Source organism: Bombilactobacillus sp. ESL1202, assembly GCF_058107125.1.
The window spans coordinates 1,026,065-1,049,506 of sequence record NZ_CM176590.1 but is presented as its reverse complement, the minus strand read 5'-3'; the positions used below and the strand labels follow the sequence as shown (position 1 = coordinate 1,049,506).

Annotated in this window: 20 protein-coding genes and 1 tRNA gene; 16 read left to right on the top strand and 5 right to left on the bottom strand. The window is 34.7% G+C overall.

The genetic code is table 11. The annotated features are described in order from the left end of the window. Positions 1-12: 12 nt before the first annotated feature. On the bottom strand, positions 13-933 hold the full coding sequence (locus AC3B7A_RS04635) for a hypothetical protein (RefSeq protein WP_489754972.1): 921 nt from the start codon (positions 931-933) through the stop codon (positions 13-15). Positions 934-1,039: 106 nt separating this feature from the next. Between AC3B7A_RS04635 and AC3B7A_RS04630 the strand changes: the two genes are divergently transcribed. Genes AC3B7A_RS04630 through AC3B7A_RS04620 form a run of 3 tightly spaced genes read left to right on the top strand, consistent with a single transcriptional unit; the run spans position 1,040 to position 5,349 of the window. Further along, positions 1,040-2,242: a hypothetical protein gene (locus AC3B7A_RS04630; RefSeq protein ID WP_489754971.1), complete on the top strand. Its 1,203-nt coding sequence runs from the start codon at positions 1,040-1,042 to the stop codon at positions 2,240-2,242. Positions 2,243-2,254: 12 nt separating this feature from the next. Further along, positions 2,255-4,894 carry a transglycosylase domain-containing protein gene (locus AC3B7A_RS04625; protein ID WP_489754970.1) on the top strand — a complete coding sequence of 880 codons (2,640 nt, stop codon included), beginning with the start codon at positions 2,255-2,257 and terminating at the stop codon, positions 4,892-4,894. A 38-nt stretch (positions 4,895-4,932) separates the two neighbouring features. Next, complete coding sequence (locus AC3B7A_RS04620; protein ID WP_489754969.1) at positions 4,933-5,349, top strand: GtrA family protein; 417 nt, start codon at positions 4,933-4,935, stop codon at positions 5,347-5,349. 177 nt (positions 5,350-5,526) lie between these two features. On the opposite strand, the gene AC3B7A_RS04615 is transcribed toward AC3B7A_RS04620, so the two are convergent. After that, complete coding sequence (locus AC3B7A_RS04615) at positions 5,527-5,970, bottom strand: 8-oxo-dGTP diphosphatase (protein WP_489754968.1); 444 nt, start codon at positions 5,968-5,970, stop codon at positions 5,527-5,529. 172 nt (positions 5,971-6,142) lie between these two features. On the opposite strand from AC3B7A_RS04615, the gene AC3B7A_RS04610 reads away from it, so the two are divergent. Then, positions 6,143-7,312: a pyridoxal phosphate-dependent aminotransferase gene (locus tag AC3B7A_RS04610; protein WP_489754967.1), complete on the top strand. Its 1,170-nt coding sequence runs from the start codon at positions 6,143-6,145 to the stop codon at positions 7,310-7,312. Positions 7,313-7,417: 105 nt separating this feature from the next. Here AC3B7A_RS04610 and AC3B7A_RS04605 read toward each other — a convergent pair. Further along, a tRNA-Lys gene (locus AC3B7A_RS04605) sits at positions 7,418-7,490 on the bottom strand. A gap of 117 nt (positions 7,491-7,607) precedes the next feature. On the opposite strand from AC3B7A_RS04605, the gene AC3B7A_RS04600 reads away from it, so the two are divergent. The 12 genes from AC3B7A_RS04600 to AC3B7A_RS04545 all read left to right on the top strand — a co-directional run bounded on the left by AC3B7A_RS04600 (position 7,608) and on the right by AC3B7A_RS04545 (position 20,047). After that, positions 7,608-8,309: a hypothetical protein gene (locus AC3B7A_RS04600; protein WP_489754966.1), complete on the top strand. Its 702-nt coding sequence runs from the start codon at positions 7,608-7,610 to the stop codon at positions 8,307-8,309. Between the two features lie 105 nt (positions 8,310-8,414). Beyond that, positions 8,415-9,140: a response regulator YycF gene (gene yycF / locus AC3B7A_RS04595; RefSeq protein WP_489754965.1), complete on the top strand. Its 726-nt coding sequence runs from the start codon at positions 8,415-8,417 to the stop codon at positions 9,138-9,140. 15 nt (positions 9,141-9,155) lie between these two features. After that, on the top strand, positions 9,156-11,036 hold the full coding sequence (gene walK / locus AC3B7A_RS04590) for a cell wall metabolism sensor histidine kinase WalK (protein ID WP_489754964.1): 1,881 nt from the start codon (positions 9,156-9,158) through the stop codon (positions 11,034-11,036). Then, a complete protein-coding gene (locus tag AC3B7A_RS04585; protein WP_489754963.1) occupies positions 11,020-12,354 on the top strand; it encodes a YycH family regulatory protein in 1,335 nt (444 codons plus the stop codon). Before walK ends, AC3B7A_RS04585 begins: the two co-directional genes overlap by 17 nt. After that, positions 12,354-13,178 carry a two-component system regulatory protein YycI gene (locus tag AC3B7A_RS04580; protein ID WP_489754962.1) on the top strand — a complete coding sequence of 275 codons (825 nt, stop codon included), beginning with the start codon at positions 12,354-12,356 and terminating at the stop codon, positions 13,176-13,178. The genes AC3B7A_RS04585 and AC3B7A_RS04580 overlap by 1 nt, the downstream gene beginning before the upstream one ends. Beyond that, positions 13,171-13,971, top strand: coding sequence for an MBL fold metallo-hydrolase (locus AC3B7A_RS04575; protein WP_489754961.1), 801 nt, complete (start codon positions 13,171-13,173; stop codon positions 13,969-13,971). The genes AC3B7A_RS04580 and AC3B7A_RS04575 overlap by 8 nt, the downstream gene beginning before the upstream one ends. A gap of 72 nt (positions 13,972-14,043) precedes the next feature. After that, positions 14,044-15,306, top strand: coding sequence for a S1C family serine protease (locus AC3B7A_RS04570; protein ID WP_489754960.1), 1,263 nt, complete (start codon positions 14,044-14,046; stop codon positions 15,304-15,306). Between the two features lie 406 nt (positions 15,307-15,712). Beyond that, complete coding sequence (gene rlmH, locus AC3B7A_RS04565; RefSeq protein ID WP_489754959.1) at positions 15,713-16,192, top strand: 23S rRNA (pseudouridine(1915)-N(3))-methyltransferase RlmH; 480 nt, start codon at positions 15,713-15,715, stop codon at positions 16,190-16,192. A gap of 459 nt (positions 16,193-16,651) precedes the next feature. Continuing rightward, a complete protein-coding gene (apf, locus tag AC3B7A_RS04560; protein WP_489754958.1) occupies positions 16,652-17,242 on the top strand; it encodes an aggregation-promoting factor in 591 nt (196 codons plus the stop codon). Positions 17,243-17,510: 268 nt separating this feature from the next. Beyond that, on the top strand, positions 17,511-17,870 hold the full coding sequence (locus AC3B7A_RS04555) for an arsenate reductase family protein (protein ID WP_489754957.1): 360 nt from the start codon (positions 17,511-17,513) through the stop codon (positions 17,868-17,870). A gap of 351 nt (positions 17,871-18,221) precedes the next feature. Then, the gene (locus AC3B7A_RS04550) at positions 18,222-19,307 is read left to right on the top strand and encodes a YibE/F family protein (protein ID WP_489754956.1); all 1,086 of its coding nucleotides are present in this window, start codon (positions 18,222-18,224) and stop codon (positions 19,305-19,307) included. Beyond that, the gene (locus AC3B7A_RS04545; RefSeq protein ID WP_489754955.1) at positions 19,307-20,047 is read left to right on the top strand and encodes a YibE/F family protein; all 741 of its coding nucleotides are present in this window, start codon (positions 19,307-19,309) and stop codon (positions 20,045-20,047) included. Before AC3B7A_RS04550 ends, AC3B7A_RS04545 begins: the two co-directional genes overlap by 1 nt. Before the next feature lie 113 nt (positions 20,048-20,160). Here the strand turns inward: AC3B7A_RS04545 and AC3B7A_RS04540 are convergent, their stop codons facing one another. After that, entirely contained in the window at positions 20,161-21,021 is an 861-nt protein-coding gene (locus AC3B7A_RS04540) for a helix-turn-helix domain-containing protein (RefSeq protein WP_489754954.1), read from the bottom strand. 558 nt (positions 21,022-21,579) lie between these two features. Continuing rightward, complete coding sequence (locus AC3B7A_RS04535) at positions 21,580-23,379, bottom strand: heavy metal translocating P-type ATPase (protein ID WP_489754953.1); 1,800 nt, start codon at positions 23,377-23,379, stop codon at positions 21,580-21,582. Positions 23,380-23,442: the final 63 nt, after the last annotated feature.

The following is a 23,442-nucleotide window of genomic DNA, read 5'->3' as shown; positions in this document are numbered from 1 at the left end:
AAACAATTAAAATTATTTATTTGAAGCCACACTCTGGTAACCACTGATAAAATCAGTAAAGTTATTTTGATTACGATTAAAAATCAGAGTGTAGTAATAGTGATGATGATTATAAAATTGCGTGAGATAAAATCTTGTTTCACGTGGAACATCACTAAATTCATAGGCGGTAATGGCACTATTTTTTTGATCGGCACCGCCACGATTAATGAAGTGCTGCAGTCCAGCAGCACTGGCGGAACTCAAGCCAATATTATTAGCTAATTGTTGGTACTGTTTAAGCGGTGTTGATGGTTTAGTAACGATACCAGCATTAAGCATTGTGGAATTAATTTTATCAAGAAAATTAGGTGCTTTTGAGAGACCAGAAATACCAATTTGTTGGGTCCAATTAATAAATTTGGGCGGCTTTTGACTGCTAAATTGACCGAGATAATGTGCTTTTTTGATATGATGTTGCTGATAAAATACTTGATAACGATAGCTTTTGATTTTTAGGGTATCATCATGACGATTAACACTAACTATTAGATAGGAGCCCTGATGATTTTTACCAATTGTTAATGGGGTTACACTATAAAGGTATTGATGAGGCTTAGCCTGAACCCAAGTTTTCAATTGCTGATTTTGCTTAGAGGATAAAAAGCCACAAGTTTGTTTTTGTTGATTAAATAGACTTACAATATAATCAGTATTTTTTAATTCTTTCTGATAGGCTGGATTAGTGACCTCGTTAAGATTTATACTCTGTGGTTGCTTGCTTTGATTAACAGTTTGGGGATTAACTACCAATTGAAAAGGAATTGTCTGGCTAGACAACCAAGAACTAGTAGAAGTAATTAATATTTTCCGGTTATAATAAATAGTAACTAGTAAGATAAAACCGAGAATTAAAGAGATTAAACAACCTTTTTTTTTCAATATTTGTTTCAAAAGTGCACCTCATTATATATTATCTTAAGAAAGATTATTCTCTATGAAGATTAATAAGCAAGTACTAATATGGCTATCGAAGAAAATAAGCACATTAATAATAGGTTTGGGACTGCTGATATTTAGTCTAAGTGCCATCAGTGGTTACTTTAATGTTACTACGCAAAAATGGATTGATGATCAATATCAGGATCAACAACATCTAATATTGGTTACGAAAGTTAATACCAAACATTTAAATTCACTTAATTTTTTAGTAAAGACCTCGATGGGAAGCATAATACTACATGATCAGACGCAGCAAAAGTTACATCGTTTACAACGGTTGTTTGCTAGACGACAAGCTGTTAGTCATCAAATTAAACTATATTATGATGGTAAGTATTATGCGAATCGCGTAACAACTAAAAAATTAAATTTAACAGATAAAAAATTATTACAGGAAAAAAATCAAACAGTCTACCAAGCAGAAAAAAATCGAATTGATACGATAAGAATTTGGTATGATCAAACAATGGATGCTAAAAATTATTTAACGAAAAATTTAACTAATCAAAAAGCACAGTCCTCATTGACCTTGACACAAGCCTCAACGATTAATACTTATTATAAACTAATTAAGAATCGTAGCTTGAAAAAGTATTGGCAGCCGAAAGTAAAACAGGTATTAACTAAATTTAAATCAGATCAAAAGCACCAAAGTCAAGCTCAATTAAAAGAACAACAGGCACAATTGGTAGCTTTGAAGAACGCGCCCTTAACTCAAGACTATCGTCCGGCAAATGTTGTTATTATCAATGATGCTAAACAATTAGATCAATTTAGTAATAATTTACAACAAGCAGATGTTAATTCTCAATTAGTTTTATTTTATTCTAATGCCAATCAAACTTTAACCTTATTGCAAAAGAATGGGTCTAAGTATTTACCGAAAATGCCTAGTTTTGCGGCAGTTAATCATTCTTTGGCGGTAGGTAAATACACAATCGAACATTTAATTAGTGATCCGGCAACGACTGCTGGAATTGTCACGGACAATTCTAGTAGTTCATTTGGTCGTTATTTGGAAGATGCGACCGATCTGCATAATCCAGATAATGATATTAGTGATTTTAATCAGGCTGAAACAATTTTTTGGTTGAAAAATAATTTAGCCTTAAAAACTTCAATTTTGATTGAAAATCAGAATCAAATTGGATTTATTGCCAGTTCAGCAATTAGTTTGAATAATACTTTGACACTCAGCACTAGTGACTTGCATAATTTGATGGCGGTTTTAAGCACCGACACAGTGTTATACGTACGCTGATTAGGAGATAATATGAAAAATTTTTTGAGGCATTGGTGGCAAAATGTTTGTAATCACCCAATCAAAAAGATAATAAAATATTTAACACTGATTATTTTACTGCTAGTCTTAATTGTGGGTTGGCATGTTGGCCAAAAGTATTGGCAGGAACTTCAAAAAGATATTACAGCTGGTTATTTGATTAGTGATGAAATCACGGCTAAGACATTTTATCCTAAACAACCAACAGTCATCAAAGATCGACATAATCAAGTAATGAAGAAGTTAACTCATAGTCAATCGACGTATGTTTCGCAACGGCAGATTAATTCACGTTTAAAAAAAGGGGTTGTGGCGGTTGAGGATCGCCGTTTTTATCAACACCATGGTGTTGATTTGACTGGGATTTTTCGAGGAATTATGTCTTTAGCTTTGCGTCATCAGGTGCAAGGGGGCTCAACTTTAACCCAGCAATTAGTGAAAAATGTTATTTTAAAAGATCAAACACAAAATTTTGATCGTAAGATCAAAGAAATGGTGATTGCGCAGTCTTTGGAACGTAAATTTTCTAAGCAACAAATTTTGGAATTTTATTTAAATGATGTTTATTTAGGACATGGCTGTTATGGTATTGGCAGTGCTGCTCAATATTATTTTTCCAAAAATCAAGCGCAACTAACCTGGGGGCAGGCTGCTTTATTAGTGGGAATTCCTAATAATCAAGTTTTATATGACCCAATTTTACATCCTAAATTGGCTATTAATCGGCGCAATACAGTTTTATATAGTTGGTATCAACAAAAAATGATTTCGAAAAAGAGTTATCAGTATTATGCGCATCAATCATTGCAACTCAAAATTCATAATTTTAAGTATGATAATGATATTTCTAAAGATTATGCTCTCAATTATGCTGTCAAAACAGCAGTGCAACAGTTAATGTCGATTCATGGTTTTCAAATGCAATATTTGTTTGATAATGATCAAGCTAAAAATAATTATAAAAATCAATATTCACAGACCTATGATAAATATTATGGTGAATTACTAAATGGTGGATATATTGTTAAAACAACAATTGATCAAAAATTACAACAACAAATTGTACAAATAGTCCAGCAACAATTTGCTCAATACCAGCAGCGCGATCAAGATGGTAAATTAACACCGCAAGTTGCCAGTAGTATTATTGACAATAAAACTGGTGATGTCTTAGCGATTGTGGGGGGAAGAACAACTGATCATGATCAATTTAATCGGGCTGCAGATGCTTACCGTCAGCCTGGTTCGACGGCTAAGCCACTAATTGCTTATGCGCCAGCTTTTGAACGAGGTTATGCACCACAATCTAAAGTGGTCGATGGTCCCGTAGGAAATGTTAATAACTGGTATAGCGGTTATCGTGGAAGTGTCACTTTACGAGATGCTCTGGCTGACTCAATTAATACTGTAGCTTTTAAGTTAGCTTTAGGTGATAAAGACCAAAGTTTTTATCAGGATTTAGGCAAGATGCAATTTCAAGGATTATATCCAGCAGATAAAAATGCTATCTTAGCCGTTGGTGGGTTTACTAAGGGCGTAACAACGACCGAAATGGCGGCGGCTTACAGTTCTTTTGCGCGAAAAGGGGATTTTGTAGCTCCGAATAATTTACGTAGTATTTACGACACTAATCACTCACGGTTGCTCTATGAAAATCCACACGTGCCCGTGAATGTTTATTCGGCTGATGCTAGTTATATGATGCTTAACGCAATGCAAAGTGTTGTGAATAATGGTTTGGGTAAAAAGGCGGCCTTGAGTAACTATCCTTATGTGGCCGGCAAAACTGGGACGACTGATAAAAATTTAGATAGTTATTTTGTGGGCATGACACCGTACTTTACAATCGCCAATTGGACCGGTTTTGATCATCAACGACCTTTAAGTGAGGCACAAGAAGAACTACCGATTAAGACTTTTAAAGCCGAAGGCGAGTATTTAGTTAAAACTTTAAAGGAACCTAAAAAAGATTTTGCCGTTCCGAATACGATTAGGAGAATGGGGGATAATTTATATGTTCGCCATGCTGTGGCTAAGAAAAGTATTGAACAGGTAATTCAGGCTAATTATTTAGCCTTTAATAGTGCAGAAATTAATGCTAATAAAAAAAGGTTAGCCAACTTGGATTACCGCTTGATCTATCATCTAACTAAAAAGCAAGAATTACAGCGTGAGAAAACCGTTCAAAAATCTTTAGCCGACTATCAAAATTTAGCATTTGATAAATTGAGTCAGTACGATCAAAAACTGACCAAATTGCAAAAATTACGTTATCAAAATGAGAATGTTAAACGAATGTCGGCCAAAACGAAGTTTAATCAGCAAATCATGCAGTTGCAGCGAAAGTTGAATTGGCAACAAGCTCAGCTAGAAGCTAAGCGTGACAATGGTCGTTTGGCAAAGTTTGAAGCGCAGAAAAATCGAATTGAAAAGCAACGTGCAGCTAAGAAAAAAGCGCAGATTAATAAGTTAATGCCGCAATATCAAGCACAATTAAGTCGAACGAAAGCTGCTTATCAAGCTGATGATAAGGATAAGGAAGCACAAAAGCAAAAGTTAATTGATTTAATTAATCAGATACGTAGTTTTGGTGGTGATGTTCCAGATCCAGTAATTGAAGTTGATAATTAAAAAAATCACAAATTAAAATTTAAAGTAGGAGTAGTTGAATGAAATACTGGCACCATTTAATGACTCAATATGGTCATGTTATCAGTTATTTGTTTTTTGGAGGATTAACGACCTTAATTAATTTGGTCGTTTTTAATTGCTTATACACTTGGTGGCAGATGGTTGACTACCAAGTTGCCAATGTGATTGCTTGGTTTTTGTCAGTGATCTTTGCTTACGTGACTAATAAATTATATGTATTTGATTCTCATCAAACTACTAAAAAGGCAGTTCGCCAAGAATTAATATCTTTTTTCTTTTTTAGAATCTTGAGTTTGGGTCTAGACTTGGCAATTATGGTAATTGGAATTAGTTGCATGCATCAAAATGCTTTCTGGGTTAAATTAATAGACAATATTTTAGTAGTATTGGCTAATTATTTATTTAGTAAACTTTTTATTTTTACTGCTCATTAGAACGCTACGACAGTAAAGCTTAAAAGTGATTATAAACAAGTGGAATCTACTGGAAATTTTTTAATACGAAGCTAGAGTTAGGTTAATCGCTGCGGACAATATGAAGCCAATTAATAATGAATGCAGGTTCTTTTAAATAAGGAAAAATAAGATTATTTGTCTGCTTAGCTCAGCTTTTTAAAAGAAATAAGTTTGATCACCTTGATATAAGACTTCATTAAAGTTACTAGTCATAACGCTGAAAACATCTTCCATACCACTGGCCAATTGATTATTTCCCGGGAAATCTTTGGGATTCATCCAAAAAACGGGACCTTCAATTGAGGACTGGAGATTACCACTAAAACTTTGAGTACGATATAAAAAGCATAAAAAGCGTCCCTGGGGGGTTAAGGGATATTGTTTAATGCCACAGAGCTCAAGATTGGTGACAAGCAAACCGGTTTCTTCTTGAATTTCGCGTTGAGCGGCATAAGTTAGACTTTCATGTGGTTGAACATGACCACCAGGAAAAGCAATTCCCGGCCAATTAGGATCACGTCGATATTCAACTAAAATCTTTTGGTTGTCTGGATTAACAATTAAAACCATATTGGTTAATTCTACTGGTTCTGTGCGCATAATAAAATCCTTTCCGACAGTTTTACTGATTTATTTCATCGCAGTTATTATATAACAGAAAGAAAAAATGCTGTTAATAATTATTTGCCAACCAGTTTTGCCGATTAATATTAAGTGGTTGATAGTTTGGTTCATCAAGATATAATTGTGGTTAAAAGAAGGTGTAATAGTTATGAAATTTGCAGAATCAAGGTTATTACAGCAACTACCAAACCAATTTTTTGCAACTTTAGTTCAAAAAGTTAATGCGAAGATTGCTAGTGGAGTTGATGTTATTAATTTAGGTCAGGGTAATCCTGATCAACCAACGCCTAATTTTATTGTTCAGGCATTAGCTCAAGCAGCCCAAAATCCCCAAAATCATAAATATTCACCATTTCGTGGTTTACCAGCTTTTAAACAAGCGGCAGCCGATTTTTATCAACGAGAGTATGGTGTGCAATTAGATCCTGAAACAGAGGTTGCAGTCTTAGGGGGATCAAAAATTGGTTTGGTTGAGCTCCCCCTGGCACTTTTAAATCCAGGTGAAACGATTTTACTTCCTGATCCTGGTTACCCAGACTATTTATCTGGGGTTGCTTTAGCACAGACAAACGTCGAACTAGTACCACTACTAGCAGAGAATAATTTTTTACCTAATTATCAACAATTGAACCCCGAAATAGTTAAAGCAGCTAAATATTTATATTTAAATTATCCGAATAATCCTACCGGTGCAGTAGCAACACCAGAATTTTTCCAGGAAACAGTTGCTTGGGCGCAACAAAACCAAGTGGGAATTGTTCACGATTTTGCTTACGGAGCGCTTGGCTTTGATGGACGGAAACCGATCAGTTTTTTACAAACGCCACATGCTAAAGAAGTGGGAATTGAGTTATATACATTTTCTAAAACTTATAATATGGCTGGTTGGCGTCTGGGCTTTGCTGTGGGCAATCCAGAAATGATTGAAGCACTAAATTTAATTCAAGATCATTTATTTGTTAGTGTTTTTCCAGCGGTTCAACAAGCTGGAATAGCTGCTTTATTGAGTGATCAAAGATCAGTGAAACAATTAGTCGCTCTTTATCAACAGCGTCATGATGATTTTGAAGCTGCTGCCAAGGCGATTGGTTGGCAACCAACAACAGCCGGGGGAACTTTTTATGCTTGGATGCCAACTCCTTTAGGAATGACCAGTCAAGAATTTGCAGATATTTTATTAGATCAAGCTGGCGTTGCTGTGGCTGCAGGAACGGGATTTGGTCAGCGAGGAGAAGGCTATGTTCGCATTGGCTTGTTGATTGATAATCCGCGCTATCAAGAAGCGTGTCAACGAATTGCTCAATTAAACTTATTTTAAAAGCGCGCCTGTGCTGGAAAACCTTGAGGAACCTAGGTGAACTAAAAAAGCTGTTACTCTAACTCTTTAAAGTTAAGATAACAGCTTTTAATGATAATAGGTTGATGGGTGGTCAGGGGATCGAACCCTGGACCCACGGATTAAGAGTCCGTTGCTCTGCCAGCTGAGCTAACCACCCGTAAGCACAACTAATATAATAGCATATTTGTGATGCTTTGACAATAACTAAATTAAAAAGTTAATTATTATTCCTAAAATATTGAATTAGTTTGAACTGAAGAAAGGGGTAGCAACCATGTTAGCGATGAAAAGAAAAAACAGTATGGTTATTTCTGAAGATAATCGGTTTTTATTTCAAGTATATTTATTAGGTGGCTTAATGATGCTGGTTTCAGCCATAGTCTCCTATTTAATCTGGCCATTAGTTCAAGCAAAAATTGACGTAAACTCGGGAATGACGTTATTTTGGGGCGTTTTGATTTTTTTTCTACCGATTGTTTTTTTAGTCATTGGTCTTGATGGATGGAAAGCTCACCACTTAATTACTAATTTGTTACTAGTGTTTTTTATTGCCCTGATGATGGGAGTAACTTTTACGACGACTTTTTATATTTTTTTCTCAGCATATACTGATACGGCGTTTTTGGCGATAGCATTGCTTTTCTTTTTATTAGCGGCTATGACGAAAATACGAGCAAATAAAGTCAATTTAACCAGTTTTATTTTTATTGCCAGTGGCTTGTTAGCTACAGGCAGCATGTTTATTTGGAATCATTATTTAAACTATTCGCGCAGTGATGATATTATTACTGTGATTGGGGTTATTTTGTTTCTGATTGCAATTGCTAATATATCGACGAAAGCTTTACAGCAGCTAAAAAACGCTAATCAGAAAGTCCTAATTGGTAGAACGATACTAATGATTTATTTGAATTTTTTATCATTTTTTACCATTCTATTTGAGATTAAATATGATCAAAATTTTCCTATGTTTTAGTAAAAGTTTGTTGTGCAACCATTGGTTAAAATTAGATAATTTTGTTATGAGTTCCAAAAGTTTAGTATACTAGATATATGAGAAACCAAGGAGGTATTCTACCTTATGGCTAATAAAGTATTAATTGTTGACGATGAAAAGCCGATTTCCGATATTATTAAGTATAATCTGGACAAAGAAGGCTTTGTAACAGTAGTGGCTTTTGACGGTGAAGAAGCCTTAGAAAAAGTCGACCAAGAAAATCCTGATTTAATTATTTTAGATTTGATGTTGCCAAAAGTTGATGGTTTAGAAGTTGCACGCCAAGTTCGTAAAACTAAAGATACACCGATTATCATGTTAACAGCGAAAGATTCTGAACTGGATAAAGTTTTAGGCTTAGAAATGGGGGCGGACGATTACGTTACGAAACCATTTTCTAATCGCGAGTTAGTAGCACGGGTGAAAGCTAATTTGCGCCGGCAAAAAGTTAATTTAACCAACAATAATGAAGCAGCGACTTCTGAAATTAAGGTGGGAAATTTAACAATTTTACCCGAAGCTTATACCGTCATGAAAAATGGGCGTGAATTGGAATTAACGCACCGAGAATTTGAACTTTTATACTATTTGGCGCAACACATTGGTCAAGTCATGACGCGGGAAAATTTATTACAAACTGTTTGGGGTTATGACTATTTTGGCGATGTACGCACGGTTGATGTAACCATTCGCCGTTTGCGAGAAAAAGTCGAAGACGATCCCAGCAAGCCAGAATATTTAGTTACCCGGCGTGGTGTAGGTTATTATTTGAAGACTGAGGCTAATTCTAAAGATACGAAGAAAGATTAATAGAGGCTTTGTGCCGTGACAAAACGAACAAAATTTTTTAGTTCAATGCAATTTAAAATTGCATTAGTGTTTATCTTATTACTATTAAGTACAATTGAGATTATTGGGGCTTATTTTGTCCATCGTTTGGAACAACAAAACGTTGAAACTTTTGAAACGCAAGTGCAATTGCCATCTTGGTTGACGACACCTTTAGCGGTTAATTTAACCAGTAATACTGCCAAAGCGCGCAAAAATATTCGAAGTACCATTCGTGACTTTACCAATATTCAAATTTCGGAAATGGAAGTTATTGATAGTCAAGGGCGAATTGTAGCCATCAAAGGAGATAATAATCAAGCATCAGTGGGTAAGCGGACGGCTAACTCACAGATTAAAGATGTTATTTATTCTGGACGCAAGGTGACCCAAATTTCGCATAGTGATCGCGATGGTAGCTATTATTTATCTATTACGCCATTACTAAATTCGAGTGGTGATAGTAATTCGACAGTGGGCGCGGTTTATGTCCGCGCTGATATGGATCAGGTTTATAAAAATATTAATCGCATTGTTTTTATCTTCTTTTTGGCTTCCTTGGTGGCGGGGATTTTAGGTGCACTAATTTCGATTGTGGTAGCACGTGCTATTACGCGACCAATTGCTGAAATGCAACGGCAAGCCATTCGCATGGCCAATGGTGACTATTCTGGACAAGTTCGGGTCTATAGTGAAGACGAATTGGGTCAATTGGCGATAGCTGTTAATAATTTATCAGTTAAGGTTGAAGAGGAACAAGAAAACTCTGATTCTGAACGTCGCCGTTTGGATAGTGTCTTAAGTCAAATGTCTGATGGAGTTTTAGCAACTGATCGTCATGGAAAAATTACGATTATTAATGAAATGGCACAAGAATATTTAAATGTTGATGCTAAACAGGCACAAAACGGTGATTTAATTGAATTGTTAGGTTTAACTGACCATCTAAAATTTGATGATATTTTAAGCAATCAAGAAGAAAGAATTATTGAACCACAAAATACGTTGGATGGTGAAGAATTAATTTTACAAGCTGACTTTTCCTTGATTAAACGAAGTACAGGATTTGTGACGGGGGTTGTTTGTGTACTCCATGATGTCACAGAGCAACAAAAAATTGATCGTGATCGGCGCGAGTTTGTGTCTAACGTCTCGCATGAATTGCGGACGCCTTTAACTAGTTTGCGGAGCTATGTCGAAACGTTAAATGATGGCGCTTGGCGTGATTCCCAGTTGGCGCCCCAGTTTTTAAAAGTTACGCAAGAGGAAACCGAGCGGATGATCCGGATGGTTAATTCCTTACTCAGCTTATCACGGCTAGATCAAGGTACTGCGAAAATCAATGTTGAATTGGTCAACTTTAACGAGATGTTTAATTATATCTTAGATCGATTTGACTTAATGATTCAAAAAGAAACTCAGCATGCTCAAGAAAATCATCAAGCCGTCAAGCATTACCAAATTAAGCGAGCATTTACGAAGCGCGATTTATGGGTAGAGATTGATCCTGATAAAATGACGCAGGCCATTGATAATATTATTAATAATGCGCTTAAGTATTCACCTGATGGTGGAACCATTACTTGTCGGTTATTGGATACTAATCATAATCTGATTTTAAGTATTGCTGATCAAGGTTTAGGGATTCCGAGAAAGGATATTAAACGAGTTTTTGATCGATTTTATCGGGTTGACAAAGCTCGTTCACGTAAACAAGGTGGTACCGGTTTGGGATTAGCAATTGCTAAAGAAGTAATTGAAGCTCAAGGAGGTCATATTTGGGTCAATAGTGCCGAAAATCGGGGCTCAACTTTCTATATTTCACTACCATATGATCCTAACGAAAGCGAGGGTGCATGGGATGAAACAACTGAATAATTGGATTTTACGAACTTTGTTGATGACAGCTGTTTTAATAAGTGTCGTTTTGTCGTGGTTAATTTGGACTAATAATGCGAAATACCAACAGGGGTTAGCGACTGGTGGTAAGCAACAAACTTTGAGTCAACGTAATGTGACGATTTCTAAGACAATGAACGAAATTTTTTTACCAACTAAGTTATTAATTACTCAGAAGAATAAACAGTCTGTGGCTAATAATAATCAATCAAATATGATTGCTTCGACAATGAAAATTTTAAAAGCAGCTAAATTGCGTGGTGTTAAGCAACTGAGTCGACACAATACGGCACGTTATCAAAAATATTTACAGTTAAATCATTCTTTGCAGTTAATTTATCCCACACATTTTACAATTAATTCCTTGGCACAAATGATTGACCAGAATGGATTGCAGCAGCATGGTGATCATAATTTTAATCGTATTGTCATAACGTTACCCCCTAAAAATCAGCGCGCTAAGATTTTTTTGTTAAATGATCATAATCAAGCCGTCTATCAAGTGCGTCAGCGTCAATTGGCGGTTCAACGTTTACGAAAAATTAGTCAAACTGATAATTTTCAAATTCCGGTTAGTATCAAGCAAAATGCTAAAACTAAAACGGCCAATCTTTACTATGAGCGACCATTGAATTTAAGTAAGGTTAGTTATTTAACAGCTAAGCAAACTAACAATACTTATGTTTCTAATTTATTGAACTCGCAGCAGGAAGCTAATATTTCCACGCGTAAAACAGGTGATCTAACCACTTATCGTAGTGGTTCTAATCGCAGTTTAGTGATTGATAATAAAACTAATGAAGTCACTTATAACGATTATTCTAAAACTAGTGTTCCTAAGACAACGAGTGATATCTTTAATCAATCTTTTCAAACTTTGGTGAAGTCAGGTAGTGCACTCAATAGTCTATATTTATTTTCTTACAGTCATAAAGATAATCAATTAGTTTTTCGCGACTATGTTAATGGCTACCCCATTTTTTATTTAGGAATAACTGGGAGTATGAACATCAATTATTCTAATGATGGTCAGATGTTAACTTTCTCCAAGCAGTTTTTACAAGTGCCTTTACCCACTGATCAAGCGCCCGTTCAGTTGCCCTCAACAGCCACCGTTATGCAAAAATTGGCTCAAGCTGATTATAATCCTAAAAATGTGCAGAAAATTTTAATTGGTTATACTTGGATGACTGATCAACAAAATAAACAAATTGTTGATTTAACGCCGGAGTACTATATTTTAATTAACAATCAGTGGCGAACTTTAGATAATTGGTTAAATCGTGGGAGGCAATAATGGACTTTCGCAGAATTGAAATTATTTTTATAGCTGTTTTTATTGCATTAGATGTCTTTTTATTTACTTCTTATACGCAAACGCGCCATCAGGTAGTTATCACCAATAATCCAGTGCATTCCACCTTGGAAAAAGAGATGAATCAAGATAATATCACGATTAATGGAAAATTAAGTACGCATAATGGCGAAGGTTATTATTTAGCTAGTAAAGATAATCAGCATGTTTTACGAACTGATCAAATGAAATTGCGTGATATTACTTGGAGTTATGATGAAATTAAAAAGCAGTTGAATTGTTATTTAGAAACACCGTTAGTTCTAAAACCACAAACGGAAGTTGCGCAGTTAAATCGCTACTTGACTAAAGCGCAAAATGTGACCTATGGCCAGTCTTATCAATATTCAAAACATCTTTCAACAAATAACAATTTAGTTTTTGTGCAAAAGGTTCAATTAGGACAAGTCTATGAACCAACGGGGCGAATTAATTTTAAAATCGTTAATCATCGCCTAGTTAGTTATGAGCAAACTTACGTTAACGCCATGAATGTTTTGCGAGAAAAACAAAGTACTATTAGTGAACAACGGGCCGTTTATAATTTATATACTAATAATGAAATTCCCAGCAATTCCCAAGTTAAATGGGCCGATTTAGCTTACGCTGAATTATTGAAAGTGAAAAACAGTACGATTTATATTCCAGTTTGGTATGTCGCTTTTGTGGCAAAAGGTGCCCATACAACGCAAGTCAGACGTGTCAATGCGTTTAGTGGCGCAGTGTTTAAGAAGAATACTACACAAGGAGTAAAAATTAATGACTGAAGCAATGCAGATTAGTGTGTTGGCAAGTAGTAGCCAAGGAAATTGTCTTTATATTAAAACACCACAACGTCAGGTTTTAGTAGATGCTGGTTTATCCGGAAAAAAAGTCAAAGAACTTTTAGCTAGTATCGGTGAAGATATTAATCAAGTTGATTCATTGTTTGTAACACATGAGCACAGTGATCATATCCAAGGCGTGGGTGTTTTGGCTAGAAGATATGGCATTGATATTTATGCAAACCAAAAGACCTGGCAGGCGATGAGTGCTAAAATAGGACGCATACCAGTACAACAACAACATTTTTTTGCAGCGAATAGTGTTTTAAATTTGGGTGATTTGGATATTGAAAGTTTTAGTGTGTCACATGATGCAATTGATCCACAATTTTATAATTTTCATTATCAAAATCATAGTTTTGTTGATTTAACAGACACGGGTTATGTTTCCGATCGCGTAAAATATGTTATTCAAAATGCGGATGGCTTTTTGATGGAATGCAATCATGATCTAGAGATGTTGCGGGAAGGACAATATCCGTGGTCATTAAAACAAAGAATCATTAGTGATGAAGGACATTTGTCCAATTTGGATGGTGCTGATGTGTTATTAGATGTGATTGGTAATCGGACAAAACAAGTTTTTTTAGGTCATTTAAGTCCGCATAACAATTTACCTAAACTAGCACATCAAACTGTTAGTCAAATATTAATGAGCCACGATTATGGAGTTGATCATGACTTTCAACTTCATGATACTTATTCGCAGCAGGCAACAAAGTTAACAATAATTTGAAGAAATATTCATGATTTTTTTAAATCCATTGTTTAAAATAAATTAAGTAAGATTAAAAGGGGGAACAAGAACTTGAAGAATAATTCAAATCTAAGCCTATTAAAAATAGCAGTTGTCGCTTTAGTTTCGGCATTTATTGGTGTGGGATTAGGCTTCTATGGTTTTAGCCATTGGGGCAGCCAGCAAGCTTCTAATGCGACGCAAATGATGACCGCTGGTTCTGGTAAAGCTGGTACTACTAAAATAAGTAATGTGACCGTGAAATCCAATAATCAGATGACTAATGCTTTTAAAAAGGTTAAGGGTTCTGTGGTTTCAGTCATTAATTATCAGCGTGAGGAACAAAATGATGATAGTTCTTTAGGCGCTTTATTTGGTAGTCTTTATGGTGATAATGGTGGTTCACAAGGTTCTAATTCCGATGATCAAGATAAAGATAAATTGCAAGAATCAAGTGAAGGTTCTGGAGTAATTTACGCTAAGCAGAATGGCAAAGCTTATATTGTAACTAATAATCATGTGGTTTCTGGTTCGCAAAAATTAGAAGTCATTTTAAGTGATGGTAGTAAAATTACGGCTAAGAAAGTCGGTACAGATTCAATTACTGATTTAGCAGTTTTATCAATTGAAGCAGCTAAGGTTAAATCTATTGCTACTTTTGGTAATTCTGATGCAATTAATCCTGGTGAGTCAGTAATTGCTATTGGTTCACCTTTAGGTAGTCAATATGCAACTTCAGTCACAGAAGGGATTATTTCTGCTAAGAACCGGACGATTGATACAACTGATGAAAAGACTGGTCAAAAAACTGGACAAGCAACAGTTTTGCAAACTGATACGGCGATTAATCCTGGTAATTCAGGTGGTCCCTTAGTCAATGCGGCTGGTCAAGTTATTGGTATCAATTCGATGAAGCTAGCTTCGAGCACTGATGGAACTTCGGTTGAAGGAATGGGGTTTGCCATTCCAAGTAATGAAGTAGTCAAAATTATTAATCAGTTAGTTCAAAATGGTAAAATTGAACGTCCAGCTTTAGGCGTGAAAGTTGCCGATTTAGATCAAGTACCAAATCAACAGCAACGCTCAATTTTGAAATTACCAGATAATGTTAACTCAGGGGTTTTGGTCTACTCAGTTTCGAATGATTCAGTAGCTAAGACTGCCGGTTTAAAGAAGTATGATGTCATCGTAGGCTTAAATGGCAAAAAGATTAGTAATATTGCTGATTTGCATACGCAATTATATAATCATTCAATTGGTGATACGATTAAATTACAATTTTATCGTGATGGTAAAGAACAGACAGTTGACCTCAAGTTAACTAAGGCTGATTAGTTTTCTAATAAAAATAAAAATAATTCAAAATGAGGTTGGGTTGAAGGTCTCCTATTAGGTGCACTGCCAATTGATTGAATTTCGAAGTGGAACTTGACTTCAGAGAATTAATCAATCTAGGCAGGCACGGATGGCGGACTTTTAGAAAACAATAGGAGTTAATGCTCGTTTTTTAATCTGAGTGTGTGGCCTATTGACCCGACCTCTTTTTGTCTGGCGTTGTCTAAATAACAAGTTATCCACATGAATGTGGATAATTATGTTTATAACTGCGAGAGCAAACCTTAAAAAAATGACAACTTATCCACAAAATTATCAAAAATTAGTTGATAAGTGGATAAACTTGAGTTGTTTGTTAACTAGACTTGATTTAATCGTGTTTTCAATTTGTGGAAAAGAGTAACTAATGAAAATAAAAATAATTGGTGTTGGTAAAATTAAGAAAAATTTTTTTAGCCAGGGTATTAATGAATATGCGAAACGCTTGAAAAAATTTTGTAATTTTCAAATAGTAGAAGTTAATGATGAAAAAGCACCTGAAAATTTGAGTGCGGCTCAAATGGAGCAAGTAAAATTAATTGAAGGTCAGCGCATCTTAAGGAAAATAAAAACTGACGAATACGTTTTTGCGCTGGCCATTAGGGGGCAGGAACTGACTTCTCCACAATTAGCGGCTAAAATCAGTGAGCTAACAACTTATGGACACAGCAAACTAACCTTTGTAATTGGTGGTTCCCTGGGATTAAGTGCGGAAGTGTTACAACGATCCCAATTCCAATTGTCTTTTGGTCAATTTACAATGCCGCATCAACTCATGCGCTTAGTTTTAAGCGAACAAATCTATCGTTCGATGATGATTAATGCCGGCAATCCTTATCATAAATAAATTTTCGTTTTTAGAAATGTTACTTGAGAGTCAATCTAGTTCAGGTTCATAATGTAAATTTTGGTGTTAATGGCTGAAAATTAGTAACTTTAAAAAACAATAAGCGGCTAATTTTGAAGAATTGTAATATTTGAGAATAAAAAGATTGCTACATTTTTTGCTAGCAATTTTTTTTATGGGCGCAATCAATTGGTGAAAATATTAATTTTGTTAGTTGCAAAGCCTTAAATAATAGGATTTAGTTAAATGCTGATTTTTAAAAGATTTTCATTTCTAATATAAGATAAATCTAAAAAATCAATTAGATTCTATGTAATATTTTTGTAACATAGCTCGGAATTTATTATTAGTTTGAAACACTTTCGTAATATTTCTCTGTTAGTATATCCTTTGTTGAACGGCAGAGCCCGTTTAGTAAATTTATTTTCGTTTTTTATTTTAAAGGAGAGTATATATTCTATGAAATTTAGACAAGTAGCCGTTGCCACAGTTTTAAGTATTGTCTCATTCTTCGGTGCTTCACAGGTTGCTAAAGCAGACAGCATTTATACAGTTAAACCAGGTGATACTTTATCCGGTATTTCCTTACAACTTCGTAATGATCTTAGTTTAATTAATCAAGTTGCTGCTGATAACAGTATTCAAGATATTAATATGATTTATGTTGGTCAAAAATTAGTGATCAAAGATGACGGTCAAGTTGCGCAAGCCACTGATAGTCAAGTGCAAAGCACACCAGCTGTGGCTTCTGTACAACAAGCAGTTAATAACAATGCTACAAGTTACCAACAACCAGCAGTTCAAGCAAGTAACCAACAAGCTGCTGGTAATTATGACAGTGCTCGCGAATGGATTGCTGGCCGTGAATCTGGTGGCTCTTATACTGCCCAAAACGGTCGCTATTATGGTAAATATCAATTAGATTCTTCTTATTTGAATGGTGACTATTCACCAGCTAATCAAGAACGAGTTGCTAATAATTACGTAACTTCGCGTTATGGTTCATGGGCTGGTGCTCAACAATTTTGGATGAGCCACGGCTGGTACTAAAATATCAATTACAATTTAATATTAACTTATCTTCTATTCTAACGTGCTAAAAGGCGGCCTATTATTGGTCGCCTTTTTTAATCTATTAATTCTTTTGTCTTTTAGTATATGATGTAATTGGTAACTTAATTTATCCATTATTGGTATTAAAAAATCTGCTTAAGATTAGAGTTAAACTTTTTTGCTTTTTAGACTTCAACCAATGGAATGACTAGAATTATCAGTTACTAATCATAATTATTTGTTTGAATAAGGGGAGGATTATTATATGAAAAAATTTTACGGTTATAAAAAATGTTCTACTTCGCGTAAAGCACAACAATATTTGGATGAGCATCATGTACAGTATGAATTTCAAGATTTAGTGGCGCAACCACCGACTAAAGAAGATTTAGTTAAGTGGTTGCGTGCTCATCAAGATCGTGATTTAAAATATTTTTTTAATACTCATGGTGCTGATTATCGCCAACAAAACTTGAAAGCTAAAGTAGCTACGATGACTATTGATGAAGCGGCGACTTTAATGTCTCAAAATGGTAAATTAATTAAACGACCATTAGTGGTTGAAGGCGATTGTTTAACTTGTGGTTTTAGTGAGAAAACTTTTGCTGAAAAGTGGTTATCTTAGTAATTTTGTCAATGTTGTTCAAAAATATGTGAAGCGGGCTGAAGTTTAGGTGACTGATAATTTTAGATTGGAGTATAATAGGCCATTATGAAATGGTATAACTGGTAGGTTACTCATGTTTTGTGGAGAATTAAGCAAAAGTTAATTCATTAATGCAGCTACAGTTTTTTAATGACGTTCACAAAAATTTAGTTCGAACTACCTGAACCTTTAAATTTAAAACCTAACCTAAAAATGGGGTTATTCTCAGCTGTTAAAAGTTTCTTGACTCAGTCGATGTAAAAGTCAGCAGTTTATTGTTTAGCTGCAAGACGACTTTTGTTCTAGACATTAAAGAAAAGGATATTTGATTTGAAACAAAAGTTACAAGCTAATAAATGGTGGGGCTTGCTTTTCGTTGTGGCGATATTAATAGGCATTGTTAATTGGCAAAGCTTTCAGCATCAAACCGTAGCACAAGTTCAATCAGTACAAGTAATTAAGCGTCAGAATCAACAAGATTCTTATCAAAATCATGATCAACGGATTACGCAGAAATTACGGGTTAAAATTTTGAATGGGTCTAAACGTGGTCAAGAGGCAACTCTATATAACACGTACTTAAAATCTCAAGCTAATACAAATCGTTATTTTAAATACACTAAATTATTTGTGGGTAAAGATTTAAAGGCTAAACACTATAGTATTATTGGACCGAAACGTGACGGAGTTATGTGGTTGATGAGTCTGTTAGTGTGTGTTTTATTAATTGGACTCTTAAAAAAAGCAGGTTGGCAAGCTTTATGTAGTGCATGTTTAAATATTGTCTTTTTTTTAGGAGCGCTAATTTTAACTACTAATTTACAAAATCAGCATATTTTAGCCGTGAGTTTTGGTCTAACCGTAGTGGTAACGGTGGTGACTTTATGGATTATTTTTGGACATACAAAACAAACGCTCATTGCAGTAATAGCCACTTTATGTAGCACATTGTTGGCTTTGGGCTTGAGTGCAGGAATTTTACAACTGAGTCATAATCAAGGTATACATTTTGAAACCTTAAATTATGGGATCCAACCGTTTGAATTGGTTTTTTTGGCAGAAACTTTACTGGGAGTTTTAGGAGCAGTGATGGATGAAACTACAGACATTACCGCTTCTTTAGCACAACTTCTACAAGAACAACCAGAATTAACCGCACACCAAATTTTTCAATCAGGTTTAATAATTGGTCGTGAAATTATTGGTCCATTGGTTAATATTTTATTTTTTATTTTCTTAGCAGAACTAATTCCAATTGTGGTGTTATATTTACGTAATGGCAATACGTTAGGTTTTGCCTTATCACGAACTATGACGTTAGGCTATACGCAAACTGTGATCAGTGCCATTGGCATTGTTTTAGCAGTACCACTAACAACGCTTTTAGCTGGGCATTTTTTACGAGGACATAAGTAATGATTTATTTGACGATAGTTTTATTAATTCTTTTATTATTAATTTGTGGACAGCAAGGGTGGAAGATTTTTTTAAGTTTAGGTAGTAATTTTTTACTGTTACTTGTTTTAATTATGCTTATTGCGGATGAGTTTCCGCCGATTATTGTGGGCGTTATTTTGATTATTGGACTCACCTTTTTAGCAATTTATCCTAATACTAAAAATCCATTAGTGCAAAAGACGGCAGTTGTAACTACTTTAATCATGTTAGTAGTAGTCTTATTAATGACATTATTAATAGTTAAACTTTCTTTCAGTCATGGTTTTTCTGTGGAAGATACCGAGGAAATTGAGCAGTTCGTTTTAGGCGTGGGGATTTCGTTCCCACAAATTCAAGTAGTAGTGGTGCTCATCAGTGCGTTAGGGGCGATTGCAGAGGCTAGTATTGCCGTCAGCTCTGGTGTTTGGGAGATTGTTCGCTATCAACCTGATATTTCTGAAAAAAAATTATTAAATGCAGGATTAGTTATTGGTCAAAAGAATATTGCTACAGCCTTAAATACGTTATTGTTTAGCTTTTTTGGCAGTTATTTAACTTTGTGGCTTTGGTTTGTACAATTGCACTATTCGTGGCTTAAAATTATTAATAATGCCATTTTTACGGCAGCTATTTTAGAGTTGATTATTTCTTTTATCGGAGTTTTAGGCGCAGTTTATTTAACAAATTATTATATTTTATGGCAGAGACGACACCAATAACGTAACTGAAATAACATTAGACTAGTATCCATCATAAAAAAAACTAAGCCGTTAAGCTTAGTTTTTTAGTTTGTGAGAATATCTCCCAAAGCTAGGATTTTGTCCTAATTTTTTTATGATTCGTAATTAAGAACTAATTGTTCAGAATCTTTTAATTTATGGATCCAACGTTGCATGGAATAGTGTTCCAAAGTTTGAATAGCTGAATCCATTTGAGCCTTTCCTTCAGCTGATAAACCATTAATATAATGAATGGCTCCATTAATGAATTCTCGTAGTAAACGTTCTAGTAATTGATTAGGTGATAATTTAATTTGGTTTAAAGATCCCGCCAAGAGTGCTAATTTTTCAGTTTGTTTTTTTTCAATTGCTAAAAAGGATAAAATTACGTGAATTTGAACTACTAAACTTAATTCACTGGGATAATACATGTATTTGTTGATGTCTTTCATTAAGGTTTGCAAAAAATGATCAATTGCCTTGTTACTAAACGCAAAGATACAGTTCAAAAACAGTGTGATATCGTATTGTGACCAAAATTCTAAATTATTAAAATATTTCAGCAATGGATCTGCTTTTTCAGTATGCACTTGATTTAATAAGTAATCAGATGATAATTCAGCTTGAATGGCTAAATGTTGATATTTAGAATTTTTGTCGTTACCATATTTTTGCTTAATTTCTTCGGATAATTGATGAAGTTCTGTCGCTTTATGATTGCTGAGTAAATCAGCAATTTGATCCTGATAAAGAAAAAAGTCAGTACGTTGAAATTCATTATTAATGTATTGAAACTCTTCTAAAGTCACGTGTAAACGATCTAATAATTGAAAGAAAACGTCAACCGCTAACTGCGTTTGACCATTGATAAACCGATAATATTCCGATCTGGAAACAATATTATCAATTAATTCGGTGACTTTAATACCCTTCATTTTTTGGAGATTAGCAATAGTCTGCCCAATATGTTGCATTTACAACTTCCCTACCTATCACTTTTCAATTCGACGAATTTGGTTCAAAATTAATCTAACGATTGAGTTTAAGTCAAGGATGTTGGTACCAAAAAGCGGATAGTAATGAGCATTAGTCATAACATGTATCGAGGTTATACACTTTGGTTTGAAAATTCAATGCTGCTAATCCCAACGATTTCCTAGTCGAACCGCCTTAAAAATTAATGCCCAAATAATTTATCCAAATATTTGATTATTAATTCTATTTTTCTCAATCATTATTCTAGAAACCAATCTTAGCTTATGGAATATAAGACTTATTTAACTTTCAATGTAAAAGAGTTGATCATAATTATTCCAAGTTTAAGCCTAAACAACCAAAAATAATTCACTTGCTATAAAAAGTATCTACTATTTCTAGTATAACGCTAAATGATTAGAATTATTGCCTTTTTGATGTAATTTATCTAAATAATTATTTCTTGGGATAATTTAGAATAAATAAAAAGTTACCATATTTAATTAATGATGGCAACTTTGAATAAGTGGTAACAAACTTTGAAAAGTTGATTAAATTTAGTTAAAGGTAGTTCTACCATGCCGAGCTTTTAAGGCCCATAAAATAGAAACAGTATCAATCACTTCTTGTAATAATGCGCCAATGATGGTCGGAATAATACCTAATGCAGCAATCAACATTAAAGCAATACAGATAAAAATCCCAATTAAAACAGATTGTTTAGCAATGGCCATTGTTTCACGAGAAATAATTAAAGCACGTGTTAAACGGCTGAGGTCATCTTTAACGATTACCATATCAGCGGCTTCACTAGCAGCAGTTGATCCTTTTGCACCCATGGCAATACCAACATCAGCAATTGCTAAAGAAGGAGCATCGTTTACGCCATCACCAACCATTGCGAGTGGTCGTTGCTCAGCAGGAGTTTGTTTCAGTGCTTTGATTTTGTCTTCAGGTAAAAGATTAGCTTTAACTTCGGGCATTTTAACGACTTGAGCAACATTTTCAGCGGTTTTTTGATTATCACCGGTTAACATTTGCAAATGGTTGATGCCTAACTGTTTTAATTGATCTAAAGTTGATTTAGCTTCAGGACGAACTTGATCTAGGAAAGTTATTTTACCAGCATATTGTTGATTGATACTCAAATAAATTGTTGGTTGATTATTGTTGTCACTAGAAGTGCTTGGGGCGACGAATTCTAGTTTACCCGCTTTAACTAGCTGATTGTCAACTTGGCCTTGAACACCTTTAGCAGTGACTTCTGTTAATTTTTCAACGTTTAATAATGAACCGTGATAGGAACTTAACAAAGAAGTCGCCAGGATATGATTAGATTGCTGTTCAACACTAGCGGCTAATTGCAAAACTTGCTGTTCAGTGAAAGGGGCTTGAACTTCAATTTGATCTAAAGCTAATTGCCCCTGAGTAATAGTGCCAGTTTTATCGAAAGCGATTGTTTTTAAGAGTGCCATCTTTTCGATTGAGGTACCACTTTTGACAATAATACCGTTGCGACTAGTTCGACTCATACCAGAAACTAGGGCAATCGGTGCTGCTAAAATTAAAGGACAGGGTGAAGCGACAACTAAAACTTGAGCAAAACGATTAGGATCTTTAGTAATAATCCAAGCAATCCCCGAAATAATTAAAGCAACAATTGTAAAGGGAACGGCATACCGGTCGGCTAAACGAACAAAATGAGCTGGCTGATTTTGCGACTCTTTAACTAAACGGATAATTTTTTGATATTGTGAATCCGCTGCTAACTTAGTGGCTTGGTATTCAATGGCTGCGGAACCATTAATTGAACCAGACATTAATTCACTACCAATATTTTTTTCAACAGGTTGTGATTCACCAGTTAATGAAGATTCGTCAAAGTTGCCAGCACCTTGAGTGACTATTCCATCAACTGGCACTTGCTCACCAGGCTTAACCAGTAGATGGTCATTGATTTTAACCTCATCTAAGGCCACATCTTTAATTTCACCGTTAGCACTTAATAAATGGGCTTGTTCAGGCGCATTGGCAAGCAAAGCTTTTAATTCACTGCCAGCACGATTGGCGGCATAATCCTCCAATGTATCACCACCAACTAACATTAATAAAATAATTAAGCTAGCCCAATATTGACCAACTGCTAACGTTGAAATAATAGCTAAAATAGCTAATAAATCGACACCGTATTTACCAGAACGTAAGGTTTTAATCATCTCAAAAGTCATTGAAACAGCTAAAATCAAGCCGACTACTGTGATTAAAATTTGCGCCCAAAGATTTAGATGAAAACCAAATTGTAATACGACTGCGAGTAAGGCAATCATAAAGATAACGAGTAACTTCTTATAATGCATAACAGGACTTCCTACCTTTTTCTAGTTTAGAATCATTATAATCTAAAAAAGATAATAGTCAAT